This window comes from Streptomyces nojiriensis (assembly GCF_017639205.1).
GTDB lineage: Bacteria > Actinomycetota > Actinomycetes > Streptomycetales > Streptomycetaceae > Streptomyces > Streptomyces nojiriensis.
In genome coordinates, this window is the sequence record NZ_CP071139.1 from 7,233,543 (window position 1) to 7,248,391 (window position 14,849).

A 14,849-nucleotide genomic window follows, 5' to 3' on the forward strand; every position below is an offset into this window, starting at 1 on the left:
GAGGACTTGGGCTAGACGGGTGAACAGAACGCCACTCGTTCGGCTCAGCGCACTCAGGCGCGCGAGAGGCGATAAACCCGGATTATGTGGCGCCTTGGTGCATTACCGCGAGAGGAAAGGTTTCCCTTTTCGTCGTTTTTCCGGGTGCGCAACTGGGTGGTGCCGGGGGCGTACTCGCGCCCTCAGGACAGTCTGGCGGACTCGCGGTCGGAAGAGAAAGGATTCCGCGCTGAGCGTACTGCGATATCTCTCCGCGGTATTCGCAATTCCAGGGGTGCCGCGGCACGCCGCAGCCCCTCGGTGCACCGGCTGTCCGGTACGCCGAGGGGCTGCGGGTGGGGCGTTGCCCTTCCGGCGGTCCGCCGCGGTGGGGGCGGGGTGCCCACCGGGGCCCGCGCCGTGTCACCGGCGCGGTGGTGCGGCGCGATGTGCGGCCCGTTATGCGTCCGTGGCGTCCCAGGGGGAGTGCGTCCACGGGAGCCCGCCGCTTCCCGGTGCAGCCGGCGGGCCTACTGGCGGACCGCCGTGATGGAACCGTGCCCGCCCGCCCTCTTGTTGGCGGCGTCGGCCTCCTGCCGCGTGGGGTACTGGCGCGTGACCCCGTTGGGGAGGGTCAGCCGGTAGACGAGCGTGGACCGGCCGGCGCGTCCGCAGTTGCATGCCATGGTCTTCCTCCTTCTGTTCGGCCGCTCCGGCGGCCGGTCAAGGGGGAGGGCCGGGGGAGTTCCCGGGGAGGGCCGAGCCCCCGGCTCGTTCCCTTTACCCTTTATCCCCGGGCGCCGCACGCCGACACTCGCCGCCGTATAGTCATATTTATGCGTGGCGGCGATGATGTGGTTTATTCCAACGTGACTGTCAGTCAAGCCAGTTGGCGGCGAGGCCGGTGAGGTAGGAAAGGGTGAGCGCCGTGGCGCCCGCCTGGAACCATGTTTCCCCGCCGGCCCAGTGGGCGAGCGTGGTGACGGCACCCGCGACCCAGATGCTGACGCACCATCCGCAGGTCACCAGATAGGCCGGGTGGGAGTCTTCGCCGAAGCGGTCGGAGATCCGGGAGCGGAAGCCCGCGGCGAGGGCGTCCTTGGTGATGAATCGCGTGACGCGACAGACTGTGCCGAGCGACAGGAGGAAGATCAGCGCACTCATGGAATTCATCGTAGGGTTTCCGTGCTCCTCCCCTCACGTGTTTTCTCGAATCCGGCGGGAGAGGAAGATCGGCGGGTAATGCCGGGAAGTGCCTGCGTGCCGCGCGGAAGATTTCGAGTCGGATGAGGTGGTTGTGTCGCCATGTGGCTCGTGGTGTGGCCCTGCGCTTGGCCGGATCGTTTATTCATGACGTCTTCGGAATTTCGGGAGGCCGAGGGCGGCGGCCGAAGCGGACGCTCGCAGGGGTGTGGAAGCCGATACCTGAATGCCGAACAGCGGATCGCCGCCGGGAACGTACTCGAAGGCGGCGCGAGCGGACGCGGGGCGACGAAGCCCACCGCGCGAGACCTGCCTCCCCCGAGGCCGGTTCACCGGGTGGACACCCGGTGTCCAGGCGCCGGTACGGGAATGGCAGTGGGGTTTGTCGGTCGGTCGTGCTTTGCTGGAGGCATGATCGATGAGTTCCTGGCCCATGGCCTGCCCGATGTGGAAGAGGCCGTCCGCAAGGCGGCGGCGATCGAGATCATGCCGAGGTTCAGGCAGCTCGCCGAGCACGAGGTCGACGAGAAGAACGGCCCCCACGACCTGGTGACCGTGGCCGACCGCAAGGCCGAGGAGTACCTCACGGCGGCCCTGACGCGGCTGCTGCCCGGCTCCGCCGTGGTCGGCGAGGAGGCCGTGCACGCCGACCCCGGGGTGTACGCGGCGCTGCGCGCGGACGCCCCGGTGTGGATCGTCGACCCCGTCGACGGCACCCGCCAGTTCGTCAACGGCGACCCCGCGTTCTGCACCTTGGTCGCCCTGGCCCTGCGCGGGGAGATCCTCGCCTCCTGGACCTTCGCCCCGGCCCTGGACGAGCTGGCGACCGCCGTTCGCGGGCAGGGTGCGTACGTCAACGGCGAGCGGATCCACAGCGGTTCGCCGGAACCGGGCGCAGCGCTGCGGGTCGCCATCGCCCACCCGCTCTACACGAGTGACGAGAACAAGCGGACGCTGGCCCGGCTGGACGTGCCCGGGGTCGCGGCCCGCCCGTGCGGCTCGGCGGGCCTGGAGTACCTGAAGGTGGCCCGCGGCGAGATGGACGGCCTGGCCTTCACCTGGCCCTCTGCCTGGGACCACGCGGCCGGGCTGCTGCTGGTCGCCGAGGCCGGCGGGACCCAGAGCACGGTCGACGGGGTCCCCTTCCGGGTGGACCGGGACAACGCGCTGCCGTTCGCGGTCGGGCGGGACGAGGCCACCACCGTACGGATCCGGGAGCTGCTCCGGGGCGCCTGACCCGCTCCGGAGCGGTCCGGGCGGGTCCGCTCAGGTCCGGACGGTCCGGGCGGCGGAATATCCTGGAGGCGCAGGCGCCGCCGGAGACGAAGGAGTCGCAAGTGCCGTCGATTCTCGATGTGGTCGTGGTGGGGGCGGGGCCCAACGGGCTGACCGCCGCCGTCGAACTGGCCCGGCGCGGCTTCTCGGTGGCCGTTTTCGAAGCCGCCGACACGGTCGGCGGAGGTGCCCGGACCGAGGAGCTCACCCTTCCCGGCTTCCGGCACGACCCCTGCTCGGCGGTGCACCCGCTCGGGGCCGGCTCACCGGTCTTCGCCACGATGCCGCTGAAGCGGTACGGGCTGGAGTGGCTGCACGCCCCGCTGCCCATGGCGCACCCCTTCGACGACGGCACGGCCGCGGTCCTGTCCCGCTCGGTCGCGGAGACGGCGGCGTCCCTCGGGCCCCGCGACGCGGGCGCCTACCGGCGTCTGGTCGGGCCGTTCCTCGGCAAATGGGACACCCTGGCCCGGGACTTCATGTCCCTGCCGAGCACCGCGCTGCCCCGGGACCCGCTCACGCTCGCACGCTTCGGGCTCACCGGACTGCCGCCCTCCACCTGGCTGCTGAGCCGCTTCCGCGACGAACGGGCACGCGCGCTGTTCGCGGGCCTCGTGGCCCACGTCATCGCACCGCTCGACGGGATCGCCACCAGTGCGGTGGGCCTGGTCTTCGCGCTGGCCGCGCACGCGAACGGCTGGCCGATGCCGCGCGGCGGCTCGCAGTCCGTGTCCGACGCCCTCGCCGGGTACCTGCGCGACCTCGGCGGGACCGTCCACACCGGCTTCGAGGTCAAGCGGCTCGACGACCTCCCGCCCGCCCGCACCTACGTCTTCGACACCTCGCCGACCGCGCTGGCCCGCATCGCCCGCCTGGGGCGCGCGTACGACGGCTACCGGTACGGCGCCTCCGTGTTCAAGCTCGACTACGCGCTGGACGGCCCGGTCCCGTGGACGGCCGAGGCGCCGCGCCGCGCCGGCACCGTCCAGATCGGCCCGCGCGCCCGCGACATCGACGCCGCCCTGCAGCTCGCCTCCGGCGGCCGGGCACCGCGCGCGCCCTTCCTCATCACCGCGCAGCCCAGCCTGGTCGACCCCGGCCGGGCGCCCGAGGGCAAGCACGTCTTCTGGGCGTACGGACACGTCCCGTCGGGCTGGGACGGCGATCTCACCGAGGCCGTCGAATCCCAACTGGAGCGCTTCGCGCCGGGCTTCCGCGACCTGGTGCTCGCCCGTGCCACGGCCGGCCCGCCCCAGCTCGCCGCCCGCAACCCCAACTACGTCGGCGGGGACATCGCCTGCGGGGCCGCCTCGGGCCTCCAGCTCCTGCTGCGTCCCAAGCTCTCCCTCACCCCGTACACGACGGCCCACCCGGCTGTCTTCCTCTGTTCATCGGCCACCCCGCCGGGCCCGGGCGTGCACGGCATGTCCGGGCACAACGCCGCCAAGGCGGTCTGGCGGCACCTGCGAAAGGGCTCCTGATGGTCCGTATCACCCTGGTCCGCGGTGACATCACCGCGGAGAAGGCCGACGCGATCGTCAACGCGGCGAACTCCTCGCTGCTCGGTGGCGGCGGGGTCGACGGCGCCATCCACCGACGCGGCGGGCCGGAGATCCTCGCGGCCTGCGAGGACCTGCGGCGTTCGCACTACGGCAAGGGGCTGGCGACGGGCCGGGCCGTCGCCACCACGGCCGGGCGGCTCGCCGCCGGGCACGTCATCCACACGGTGGGACCGGTCTGGTCGCGCGAGGAGGACCGGTCGGCGCTGCTGGCCTCCTGCTACAGCGAGTCGCTGCGGACCGCCGACGAGCTGGGGGCCCGTACGGTCGCCTTCCCGGCCATCTCCACCGGAATCTACGGCTGGCCGATGGACGACGGGGCGCGGATCGCGGTGGAGACGGTGCGCCGCGCACGTACCGAGGTGCAGGAAGTGCGGTTCGTGCTCTTCGACGAGGCCGCCTACGAGGCCTTCGAGACGGCGGTGTCGGCCTCCTCCTGAGTCCGCCGAGCCGCCAGCGGGTCCCGGGTCAGCGCCGTGAGCGCCCGGCGGCTCCGGGCGCGGGCCGCGGGTAGGTCCGGGACTGCTTGACGCTGCCGAACGCGAAGCTCGATTCGATCGAGGCGATCCCGGGGATGGCGTGGATCCGGTGGCGCACCAGGGATTCGTAGGCTTCCAGGTCCTCGATGACGATCCGGAGCAGGTAGTCGCTGCTGCCCGCCATCAGGTAGCAGTCCTGGATGTGCTCGATGACCGCGACGTGCTCCTCGAACAGCCGCACCGCCTCCGCCGTGTGGCGTTCCAGGCGGATCCGGACGAAGACGGTGACCGGGAGCCCGAAGGCGACCTGGTCGACCATGGCCGTGTAACCGCGGATCAGGCCCGCCTCCTCCAGCCGCCGTACCCGGCGCAGGCAGGGCGACGGGGACAGTCGGACGCGGTCGGCGAGGTCCTGGTTGGACAGGCGTCCGTCGGCCTGCAATTCCCTGATGATCTGCAGATCCACTGCGTCCACGGGCACTCCTTGGCAGATTCTGCCCCAAACGTATGTCCGAGCGGCAGAACTGGCAATCGGCTGCCCCGCCCCAGGCTCTAGCGTTGCCCAGGCACGGACCGGATCGGTCCGGGTCTCAGAGGCTGGAGCAATACCTTGGTCGCGACGCACACCACCCGGGCGACCCTGCCTCCCGATGCGGCGGGCCCGCGGGCCGGACACCCCGGCCGGCGCGGGCTCTCCCCACAGGCCGAGGGCATGCTGGCGCTGCTGGTCACCGTGTCGATCTGGGCGGCCTTCGCGCTCAGCGCCCGGGCCCTGAGCGGTTCCTCGCTGCTGCCCGCCGACGCGGCCCTGCTGCGCTTCGGTGTCCCCCTCGTCGTCCTGTTCCCCGCCCTGTGGCGGCGCCGGCGCGCCATCGCCGCGGTGCGGCCGGGGCCCGCCGTGAAGATCGTCTGCGGTGCCGGGGTGCCGTTCTTCCTGGCCGCGATGCACGGCGGCGCGCTGACCTCCGCCGCCTTCGTCGGCTCCATCGTCCCCGGCATGGTCCCGCTGTTCGTCTCCCTGATCATGATCCGCCGTGGCCACGGCGCCCCCCGGGGCACGCAGGCCGCCGGGCTCGCCCTGATCGCGGCCGGGGTGGCCGCCCTCGTCTGGCGCTACGTCGTGCCCGTCGACACCGACGTACTCCTCGGCGCCGGCACGCTCCTGGTGGCCAGCGGCCTCTGGGCCCTCTACACCGTGGGGCTGCGCGAGGTCGACCTCGACCCGATCGGGTCGATCGGGCTGCTGTGCCTGCCCTCCTTCGCGGTGATCGGCGTCCTGGTGCTGACCGGGGTGCTCCCCACCGGCATCGCGCACGCGGCGGGCCGCGACATCGCGCTGTTCCTCGTCGTGCAGGGGCTGGGGGTCGGCCTGTGCGCGGGCCTGCTGTACGCCTTCGCCATCCGCCGCCTCGGCGCCGAGCGCAGCGCCGTCTTCGGCAGCCTCAGCCCCGTCGCCGTGGTCCTGCTCGCCGTCCCGCTCCTCGGCGAGACGCCGACCTTCGCCGTGCTCGTCGGCGTCCCCCTCATCACCGCCGGCGTCGTCCTCGCCAACCGCCGCCCACGACCCAAGGTTCCCGCAGATGCTTGAGCTCCTCCCCACGCCGCCCACCGACCCGCTGTGGGACCTGACCTACGAGTTCGGCAGCGACGAGCGGCCCGAACGCCTCAACCTCGTCCTCGGCGTCTACCGGGACCAGACGGGCACCACCCCCGTCATGACCGCCGTGCGCGAGGCCGAGATCCGCCTGGCGGAGCGCTCGGACTCCAAGGAGTACCGGGGGCTCTCCGGCAACGCCGCCTTCAACCGCTCCCTGCTGGAACTGGTCCTCGGCCCGGCCGGGCCGACCGACCGGGCGGCGGCCGTCCAGACGGTCGCGGGCTCCGGCGCGCTGCGGCTGCTGGCCGACCTGATCTGCCGGACCCGCCCGGGCACCACGGTGTGGATCAGCGATCCGGCCTATGTCAACCACCGGCCCATCCTGGAGGCCGCCGGGCTGCGCGTGCGCACGTTCGGCTGGCGCGACGCCGAGGGCGGCTTCGACACGGCCGGTGTGCTGCGGGAACTGCAGGACGCGCAGCGGGACGACGTGGTCCTGCTCCAGGGCTGCTGCCACAACCCCACGGGCGTCGACCCGCTGCTGGACGACTGGGAGGCGCTCGCCGAGTCGGCCGCCCGCCGCGGCTGGGTGCCCTTCGTCGACCTCGCCTATCACGGGCTCGGCGACGGCCTGGAGGCCGACCTGCTGCCCACGCGCATGCTGGCGGCGCGGGTGCCGGAAATGCTGATCGCGGTCAGCTGCTCGAAGAACTTCGGCCTCTACAGCGACCGCGTCGGCTGCGCCATCGTGCTCGGCGCCTCGGGGCAGGCCGTCCGGCACGCCGAGACCGCCCTGCAGAACGCCGCCCGGACGCTCTACTCGATGCCGCCCGAGCACGGTGCGGCCGTCGTGACCACGATCCTGGAGGACGAGGGGCTGCGGGCCGCCTGGCGGGCGGAGCTGGAGGTCATGCGCGGCCGGATCATGGACAACCGGGCCGATCTGATCGCCCACCTCAGCGCGCTCGGCTGCGGGGACCAGGCGCGCTCGCTCGCCCGGCAGAAGGGCATGTTCTCGATGCTGCCGCTGTCCGCCCAGCAGATGCTCCGGCTGCGCAGGCAGTACGCCGTCTACGGCACGACCTCGGGGCGGATCAACATCGCGGGCATCCCGGCGCACCGGATCCCCTGCCTCGCCCGGGGCATCGCGGGCGTCCTCGGCACGGCCGACGCGCCCCGTGCCATCCCGACGCTTCCTCGCCGGCAGCAGTCCGGAGCGGCCGCCGCCGTTCAGGCGTAAGGGAGCGGCGCCGAGTCCTCCGGCCGAAGACATGACAGTCCCCGGCAGTCCGTCGTTTCCATGAGCCATCCGCCGTCGCCGATGGCTCCCCTGGTCGACGGGTGCTGCCGGGGGCCTGGCCAGAGCCTGGACAAGGGTCACGCGGGCCTGAGGACGTCTCCAGAGGGAGGTGCGGCTCTTTCCGGTATTCCGGTGTATTGATGAGTTTCCTCCCAATTCGTACCCAGTCAAGGCTTTGTTCGGACGTAGTCTGTAAAGAAATCCGCGTCGCGCTCGGCACGAGCCCGACGGAAGGTGCTGCCATGACCACATGGCCGGTTTCACGAGCGGCCCGAGGGCCCGGCGCCACGGTCTGGGCGCCCGAAACAGTCACCGCAGACCCGTACAACGCCCAGACCCCCTCGGCCGCGCTGGCCGAGCCGGTCACCCCCGTCGGGGCCTTCTTCGTACGCGACCACTTCGGCATTCCCCGGACCCCGCCCGGCCGCTGGCGGCTGCGGATCGGCGGCGCCGCGGCAGCCGCCCCCTTCGCCCTCGGCTACGAAGAGCTGCTCGCGATGGAGCACCGGGAACTCGACGTCGTCGTGGAGTGCGCGGGCAACGGCCGCAGCCTGATGACACCCCGCCCGCCCGGCCTGCCGTGGGGCCAGCAGGCGGTGGGCTGCGCGCACTTCGCCGGAGTGCCCTTCCGCCTCCTCGCCGAGCGGGCCCTGATCGGACCCTCGGCCGTGGAAGTGGTCTTCACCGGGGCCGACTCCGGCCCGGTGCGCGGCCACCGGGCGGCCTTCGAGCGCAGCCTCCCGCTCGCCGCGGCCCTCCACCCGGACACCCTCCTCGTCACCCGCATGAACGGAGAGCCGCTCGCCCCCGAGCACGGGGCGCCGGTCCGCCTGGTGGTCCCCGGCCGCTACGCGGTCGCCGACGTGAAGTGGCTGGTCGGGATCCGGGCCGTGACCCGCCCGTTCACCGGTGTCTTCCAGAGCGAGGAGTACCTCTACGAGGCCTCCCGCGGCACCCCCGAAGGCCCGGTGACCAGCGTCCGGGTCAAGTCGCTCATCACCGAGCCCGAACCGGACACGGCCGTGCGCCGGGACCACGAGACCCTCGTCCGCGGCCGCGCCTGGTCGGGTGACGGGGTGCCGCTGCGCAGCGTCGAGGTGCGCGCCGAGTACGAGGACGACGACCGCCACCGCGAGCGCGGCTGGCACGAGGCCCTCCTCGAAGCGCCCGCAGGCCCCTACGGCTGGAGCGGCTGGTCGTTCCGGTGGACGCCGCGGCGGCCCGGACCGTACCGGCTGGTCTCCCGCGCCACCGACGCCCACGGCGGCACGCAGCCGCCGCAGGCCCCGTGGAACGCCCGCGGCTACGGCTGCAACCCCGTGGCCTGCGTCGACGTGGTGGTCGTATGAGTGACGCGGGTGCTGCGCACGAGGAGGTCCGGGTGTTCCGCCCCCCCCGGTCGGGGCCGGCCGACACAGAGCCCCGCGCCCACGCCTCGGATAGGGTGAATCGGTAGGAATCAGGCCCCCCGGGGTGAGGTCGGTGCGTTGGACACTTACCAGGCGACGAGCGAGGTGCCGGACCCGCCGCCCGCGGCTGTCGGGTACGCGGGCGTGCTCAGCGAGCTGCTGCCGATCGCCCTGTGGCGGGAGGACGCCGACGGGCGCATCGTGGAATGGTCGCTGGCCGCCCAGGACCTGCTCGGGCACCGCCCCGAGGACATCATCGGCCTCCCCGGCAGCGCCGTGCTCGTCCCCGAGGCCAACCACGAGCTCGCCGACCAGCTGACCCGCCGCGTCCAGTCCGGCGAGACCGTCGTCGGCACCCTGCCCGTGCGCCACCGCGACGGCCACCGCGTCCCGATGGAGATGTGGATCGTCCCCGCCGCCGACCCGCAGGGCCGGACGGGGGCCCTGCTCATCGCCGTGGAGACCTCCGAGGTGCTCCACATGCGGGACTCCCTCGCCGCCCTGCAGAGCCTGTTCACCCAGTCGCCCATCGGCCTCGCCACCCTCGGCACCGACCTGCGGTTCCTCCGCGTCAACGACGCCCTGGCCCGGATGAACGGCGTCTCCGCCGCCGAGCACCTCGGCAAGCGGCTCACCGAGGTGGTCCCCGGCGTCAACGCCGACGCGCTGGAGGCCACCATGCGGCAGGTCCTCGACCGGGGCACCGCCGTCGTCGACGTCCGCCGCACCGGGCGGACCCCCGCCGACCCGGAGCACGACCGGACCTGGTCCTGCTCGTACGCCCCGCTGCTGGACGGCTCCGGCCGGGCCCTCGGCGTGATCGCCTCGCTCATCGACATCACCGAGGGCCAGCGGGCCCAAGCCGACGCCGAACGGGCCCGGCACCGGTTCGCCCTGCTCGCCGAGGCGGGCACCCGCATCGGCACCACCCTGGACCTCCACCAGACCGCCCAGGAGATCGTGGACGTGCTGGTCCCGCAGCTCGCGGACTCGGCCGACGTACAGCTGCTCGAAGCGGTCCTGCTCCCCGACGAGGGACCGGTCCCCGCGGCCTCCACCCGCGGTGTCCTGCGCCGACTGGCCGCCCACTTCCCCGACCCGACCGCCCCCACCGCGAAACTCGCCCCCGGACAGACCTTCCAGGTCCCCACGGGCACCAGCTACGAGCGGGTCATCGCCGAGGGACGGCCCATGAACCTCTACCTCGCCGACATCCCGGCACTGATCACCTCCCCGCGCGCCGAGGCACTGCGCACCTACCTCGCCACCCTGGGCTCGGCCCGCCTGGTCCCGCTGGTCGCCCGCGGCACCGTGCTCGGCGCCGTCGCCGTCACCCGCACGCGCGAGCGGGAACCCTTCGACGAGCAGGACTGCATCCTCGTCGACGATCTGGTCGCCCGCGCGGCCCTCAACATCGACAACGCCCGGATGTACACCCTCCAGCGCCAGGCGGCCCTGACCCTCCAGCGCAGCCTCACCAACAGCGCGCTGCCCGAGGTCCCGGGCCTCGAACTCACCGGGCGCTACCTGCCCGCCAGCGACCACGACGTCGGCGGGGACTGGTACGACGTCATCCCGCTGCCCGGCGGCCGGACCGGGCTGGTCATCGGGGACGTCATGGGCCACGGGATCCACGCCGCCGCCGTCATGGGCCAGCTGCGCACGGCGGTACGCACCCTCGCGCGCCACGACGTGCCGCCGGCCCGGCTGCTGCGCTCGCTCGACGCCGTCGTGGCCGACCTGGGCGAGGACGAGATGGCCACCTGCGTGTACGCCGTCCACGACGCGTCCTCCGGCGTCTGCGTGATCGCCCGGGCCGGCCACCCGCCGCCCGCCGTCGTCACCCCCGACGGAGCCGTCACCTTCCTCGACGGCCCGCCCGGTACCCCGCTGGGCACGGGCGGGCGGGACTTCCGCACCGAGGAGGTGCGGCTGCCGCCCGGGAGCCTGCTCGTGCTCTACACCGACGGCCTCATCGAGGCCCGCGACCGGGACCTCGACCAGGGCATGGCCCAGCTGGCGGGGGCCCTGCGCCGGGTGGAGCAGCCCCTCGAGGACCTGTGCGAGGGGATCCTGCGGCTGCTGCTGCCGTACGCCCAGCAGGACGACGTCGCCGTGCTGCTCGCCCGCACCCGGGCGGTGTGACCCCGGGTCCCGGGTGCCGGGGCCCGCGGGTCGGACCACCCGGTCACCAGGCCAGGTCCTCCAGCGCGTCCAGGTCCAGCGGGTCCGTCAGCTGCGGCTCCGGACCCCCGGTCAGCGGCAGCTCGGCCCAGATGACCTTGCCGCGCTCGGTGTACCGGGTGCCCCACCGGGCGGCGTACTGGGCGACGAGGAACAGCCCGCGCCCGCCCTCGTCGGTGGTCGTCGCGTACCGCAGGTGCGGTGAGGTGCTACTGCCGTCGGAGACCTCGCAGACGAGGGCGCGGTCGCGCAGCAGCCGCACCCGCACGGGCGCGCTCCCGTACCGGATGGCATTGGTGATCAGCTCGCTGAGGATCAGCTCGGCGGGGAAGGAGAGCTCGTCCAGCCCCCAGGCGGAGAGCTGCGCCGCGCCCGCGTTGCGCACGCGCGAGACGGCCGAGGCCTCGCCCGGCACCTCCCACTCGGCGATCCGGTCGGCCTCCAGCCGCCGGGTGTCGGCGACCAGCAGGACGATGTCGTCGCTCGGCACCGGGAACAGCATCGTGGCGAGCACGTCCGAGCAGGCCTGGTCGGCGCTGCGGCCGGGCCGCGCCAGCGCCTCGCCGAGCAGCCGCAGTCCGGTGTCGAAGTCCCGGTCGCGGTCCTCCACCAGACCGTCGGTGAACAGCACCAGCCGGCTGCCCTCGGGGAGCGTGAACTCTGCGGCCTCGAACGGCATCCCGCCGACGCCCAGGGGCAGACCGGGCGGCAGCTCGGGGAATTCCACCGCCCCTCCGGGGCGGATCAGCGCCGGCCCGGGATGGCCGGCGCTGGCCATCACGCACCGCCCGGAGACCGGGTCGTAGACCGTGTAGAGACAGGTGGCGCCGGTGACCCCGGCCGGCTCGGCGGCCCCGTCCGGGGCGTCCTCGGCGCTCCCCGGTTCGTCCCCGCCCGCGAGCCCCCTCCCGGTGTCGTTCTGGTCGATCCGGTTGATCAGCTCGTCCAGGTGTCCGAGCAGCTCGTCGGGGGGCAGGTCCAGGGTGGAGAAATTGTGCACCGCGGTCCGCAGCCGGCCCATGGTCGCCGCGGCGTGCACCCCGTGCCCGACGACATCGCCGACGACCAGCGCCACCCGGCCGCCCGGCAGCGGGATCACGTCGAACCAGTCCCCGCCGACCCCCGCCTTCGCGGGCAGGTAGCGGTGGGCGACGTGCACGGCGTTCTGCGCGGGCAGCATCCGGGGCAGGAGGCTGCGCTGGAGCGTCACGGCCATGGCGTGCTCGCGGGTGAAGCGGCGGGCGTTGTCGATGGAGACCGCCGCGCGCGCACCCAGCTCGGCCGCGAAGGAACGGTCCTCCTCGTCGAAGGCCTCCGGGGTGTCGGCGGCCCGCCAGAAGTTGGCCATGCCCAGGACCACGCCGCGGGCCTGCAGCGGTACGGAGATCAGCGAGTGCAGCCCGTAGTCCAGCGCCACCCGGGTGCCCTGGGAGTCCTGGGCCCGCCAGCCCATGGCCGCGTTCAGATCGGCCGCGAGCACCGCGTGCCCGGCGTCCAGGGCCGCCGCCATCGGGGCCGTCGGAAAGACGAACCGGATGATGTCGCCGACCGGCTGGAGCGGCGAGTCGGCCCGCACGCCGGTGATGGCGGCCCGGCGCATCTCGGTGTAGAGGCCGGTGATCAGGGAGGGCTCGTCACCGTGCAGCACCGGCTCCAGCAGCTCCACCGTGACGAAGTCCGCGAACCGGGGGACGGCGACCTCCGACAGCTCCTCGGCGGTCCGCACCACGTCCAGGGTGGTGCCGATCCGCACACCGGCGTCGTAGAGAAGCTGGAGCCGGCCGCGGGCCACCTCGGCCCGGCCGGAGAGCGCGGCGAGCTCGGTGGAGTCGCGCAGGGTCACGACGCTGCCGGTGGACATGCCCTTGTACTGCGCCGTGGGCCGGACGTTGAAGGCGAGCAGCCGGTCGCCCGCCAGGTGCACGTGGTCCGTCACGACCTGGCCGGAGGCGAGCAGTTCGGCGGTGCGCGGATCCAGGCCCAGGTCGGTGACGTGCCGGTTCTCGGGGTCGGGCGGCAGGCCGAGCAGCCGCCGGGCCTCGTCGTTGGCCAGGACGAGCCGCTGGTCGGCGTCGATGATGACCACGCCCTCGCGGACGGCGTGCAGGACGGCCTCGTGGTGCTCGTTGATCCGGCTCATCTCGGCGGCGCCCAGGCCCCGGGTCTGGCGCCGCAGCCGGCCGCTGACCAGGGCGGCACCGCCGGTGCCGAGCAGCAGGGCGCCCGCGGCCGCCCCGAGCAGGAGCGGGAGCTGGCCCTCGACGACCTGGGAGACGTTCTCGATGTCTATGCCGGTGCCGACCAGGCCGATGACGGCGCCGTCGGCGTTGAATATCGGGACGATGGCCCGGACCGCGTCGCTCGGCTCGCCCCGGAAGGTCTCCGTGAAGGCGTGCCCGGCGACGGCACGGCTGAGGTCACCGGTGGCCCGCCGGCCGATCAGCTCGGGTCGCGAGTCCGTGTAGCGGACCCCCTTGATGTTCATGACGGCGATGAAATCGACGCCCGAGCCCCGGCGGGCGGCCTCGGCCAGCGGCTGCAGCAGGGCGGTCGGATCCGCCGAGAGCAGCGCCGACGCGACGCCGGGGGAGTGCGAGAAGGACTCGGCCGCCGCGAGCGAGCGGTGCCGGGCGTCGCGCTCGCTGTCGTACCGGGCCTGGAACACCAGGGCCGCCGCGGCGGCGGCGATCAGCAGGAGGACGATCATCGCCTGGAGGGCGAAGACCTGACCGGCGACGCTGTGTGCCCACCGGGACAGGCGCGCGAACAGGCGCGAGCCCCACCCGGTCGGCTGGCGACCAAAACGTCCGGTCATGAGCCCTTTCTAACACTGTCCGGTGGGTTTGGTGCGGCTGCCGGTGCGCAGGAGGCCGCACGGTACGCGCGAGGGCCGAGGCCGACGTGCGCGGTGAAGTGCTGGCGGAAGGTGACCTCACTGGCGAAACCGGCCCGCCGGGCCACCTCCGGCACCGGGTGGTCGGTGCGTTCCAGCAGCTTGCGGGCCGCGTTCAGCCGGTGGCCCAGCAGCCACCGGTGCGGGGTGGTGCCGGTGGCGGCGGCGAAGTGCCGGGCGAAGGAACGCGGGGACATCCCGGCCCAGCCGGCCATGGTCCCCACGGACAGCGGCTCGTGCAGCGAACGCAGGGCCCGCGCCCGTACGGCGGCCAGCGCTTCGGCCGTCCGGTCCGCGGCGGGGACGGGCCGGTCCAGGTACTGGGCGTGGTCCCCGGTGCGGAACGGGCCCGTCACCATGGAGCGGGCGATGGCGGCGGCGGCCTCGGCGCCGTGCGCCTCCCGCACGAGGTGCAGGCACAGGTCGATCCCGGAGGCCACCCCGGCGGAGGTCCACAGTCCGCCGTCCTCGACGTAGAGCGGGGCGTCCTCGACCACGATCCCCGGGTAGCGGGCGGCCAGCTGCGGGGCCAGCCACCAGTGGGTGACCGCCCGGCGGCCCTCCAGCAGACCGGCCTCCGCCAGGATGAACGCCCCGGCGCACAGGGCGGCGACCGGCACGCCCCGGCCGTGCGCCTCGCGCAGGGCGGCGAGGACCGGCGCGGGCGTCGGGTCGGCCGGCTCGTCCAGCGCCGGTACGACGACCAGGTCCGCGGTGGCCAGCCAGTCCAGTCCCCGGTCCGGGGTCAGGGTCAGCCCGCCGGGCAGCGGGATCGGTCCGGGCTCCAGGGCGCACCGGCGCAGCTCGAAGCCCGGCACCCCGGTGCGGCTGCGGTCGGGGCCCCAGACCTCGGTGATGACGGCGAGGTCGAAACTGCGGATACCGGGCTGGACGACGATCGCGACACGACGCATCCGGCCAGTCTGCCAGTCGGCCACACCTGCCAGTCTGGCAGGATCCCATCGGTACGG

Annotated in this window: 12 protein-coding genes; 7 read left to right on the plus strand and 5 right to left on the minus strand. The window is 73.5% G+C overall.

The features are described 5' to 3' along the window. Positions 1 to 509: 509 nt before the first annotated feature. Positions 510 to 665, minus strand: a complete 156-nt coding sequence (locus JYK04_RS33445; RefSeq protein ID WP_189740775.1) for a DUF7196 family protein — start codon at positions 663 to 665, stop codon at positions 510 to 512. Positions 666 to 855: 190 nt separating this feature from the next. Beyond that, a complete protein-coding gene (locus JYK04_RS33450; protein ID WP_229875848.1) occupies positions 856 to 1,143 on the minus strand; it encodes a hypothetical protein in 288 nt (95 codons plus the stop codon). Positions 1,144 to 1,593: 450 nt separating this feature from the next. Between JYK04_RS33450 and JYK04_RS33455 the strand changes: the two genes are divergently transcribed. The 3 genes from JYK04_RS33455 (at position 1,594) to JYK04_RS33465 (ending at position 4,456) form a co-directional block, all read left to right on the plus strand. Next, positions 1,594 to 2,418: an inositol monophosphatase family protein gene (locus JYK04_RS33455; protein ID WP_189740781.1), complete on the plus strand. Its 825-nt coding sequence runs from the start codon at positions 1,594 to 1,596 to the stop codon at positions 2,416 to 2,418. A 101-nt stretch (positions 2,419 to 2,519) separates the two neighbouring features. Beyond that, positions 2,520 to 3,938 (plus strand): phytoene desaturase family protein, encoded by a 1,419-nt coding sequence (locus tag JYK04_RS33460; protein WP_189740784.1) that lies wholly within the window; start codon positions 2,520 to 2,522, stop codon positions 3,936 to 3,938. Beyond that, entirely contained in the window at positions 3,938 to 4,456 is a 519-nt protein-coding gene (locus JYK04_RS33465; protein WP_189740787.1) for an O-acetyl-ADP-ribose deacetylase, read from the plus strand. The genes JYK04_RS33460 and JYK04_RS33465 overlap by 1 nt, the downstream gene beginning before the upstream one ends. Positions 4,457 to 4,484: 28 nt before the next feature. Here JYK04_RS33465 and JYK04_RS33470 read toward each other — a convergent pair whose 3' ends face one another. Beyond that, a complete protein-coding gene (locus tag JYK04_RS33470; RefSeq protein WP_189740790.1) occupies positions 4,485 to 4,970 on the minus strand; it encodes an Lrp/AsnC family transcriptional regulator in 486 nt (161 codons plus the stop codon). 135 nt (positions 4,971 to 5,105) lie between these two features. On the opposite strand from JYK04_RS33470, the gene JYK04_RS33475 reads away from it, so the two are divergent. From JYK04_RS33475 to JYK04_RS33490, 4 genes are all read left to right on the plus strand, one after another. Further along, positions 5,106 to 6,083: a DMT family transporter gene (locus JYK04_RS33475; protein ID WP_229875853.1), complete on the plus strand. Its 978-nt coding sequence runs from the start codon at positions 5,106 to 5,108 to the stop codon at positions 6,081 to 6,083. Further along, complete coding sequence (locus JYK04_RS33480; RefSeq protein ID WP_189740793.1) at positions 6,076 to 7,332, plus strand: amino acid aminotransferase; 1,257 nt, start codon at positions 6,076 to 6,078, stop codon at positions 7,330 to 7,332. Before JYK04_RS33475 ends, JYK04_RS33480 begins: the two co-directional genes overlap by 8 nt. A 302-nt stretch (positions 7,333 to 7,634) precedes the next feature. Then, the gene (locus JYK04_RS33485; protein ID WP_189740796.1) at positions 7,635 to 8,741 is read left to right on the plus strand and encodes a molybdopterin-dependent oxidoreductase; all 1,107 of its coding nucleotides are present in this window, start codon (positions 7,635 to 7,637) and stop codon (positions 8,739 to 8,741) included. A gap of 138 nt (positions 8,742 to 8,879) precedes the next feature. Next, positions 8,880 to 10,946, plus strand: coding sequence for a SpoIIE family protein phosphatase (locus JYK04_RS33490; RefSeq protein ID WP_189740799.1), 2,067 nt, complete (start codon positions 8,880 to 8,882; stop codon positions 10,944 to 10,946). 43 nt (positions 10,947 to 10,989) lie between these two features. On the opposite strand, the gene JYK04_RS33495 is transcribed toward JYK04_RS33490, so the two are convergent. Beyond that, complete coding sequence (locus tag JYK04_RS33495; RefSeq protein ID WP_189740803.1) at positions 10,990 to 13,800, minus strand: SpoIIE family protein phosphatase; 2,811 nt, start codon at positions 13,798 to 13,800, stop codon at positions 10,990 to 10,992. After that, the gene (locus JYK04_RS33500; protein ID WP_189740806.1) at positions 13,797 to 14,792 is read right to left on the minus strand and encodes a GlxA family transcriptional regulator; all 996 of its coding nucleotides are present in this window, start codon (positions 14,790 to 14,792) and stop codon (positions 13,797 to 13,799) included. The genes JYK04_RS33495 and JYK04_RS33500 overlap by 4 nt, the downstream gene beginning before the upstream one ends. Positions 14,793 to 14,849: the final 57 nt, after the last annotated feature.

Bases quoted from the DNA above. Each gene is read 5' to 3' on its own strand.
- JYK04_RS33500 (WP_189740806.1), bottom strand. From the start codon at position 14,792: ATGCGTCGTGTCGCGATCGTCGTCCAGCCCGGTATCCGCAGTTTCGAC.
- JYK04_RS33450 (WP_229875848.1), bottom strand. From the start codon at position 1,143: ATGAGTGCGCTGATCTTCCTCCTGTCGCTCGGCACAGTCTGTCGCGTC.
- JYK04_RS33485 (WP_189740796.1), top strand. From the start codon at position 7,635: ATGACCACATGGCCGGTTTCACGAGCGGCCCGAGGGCCCGGCGCCACG.
- JYK04_RS33480 (WP_189740793.1), top strand. From the start codon at position 6,076: ATGCTTGAGCTCCTCCCCACGCCGCCCACCGACCCGCTGTGGGACCTG.
- JYK04_RS33465 (WP_189740787.1), top strand. From the start codon at position 3,938: ATGGTCCGTATCACCCTGGTCCGCGGTGACATCACCGCGGAGAAGGCC.
- JYK04_RS33455 (WP_189740781.1), top strand. From the start codon at position 1,594: ATGATCGATGAGTTCCTGGCCCATGGCCTGCCCGATGTGGAAGAGGCC.
- JYK04_RS33445 (WP_189740775.1), bottom strand. From the start codon at position 665: ATGGCATGCAACTGCGGACGCGCCGGCCGGTCCACGCTCGTCTACCGG.
- JYK04_RS33495 (WP_189740803.1), bottom strand. From the start codon at position 13,800: ATGACCGGACGTTTTGGTCGCCAGCCGACCGGGTGGGGCTCGCGCCTG.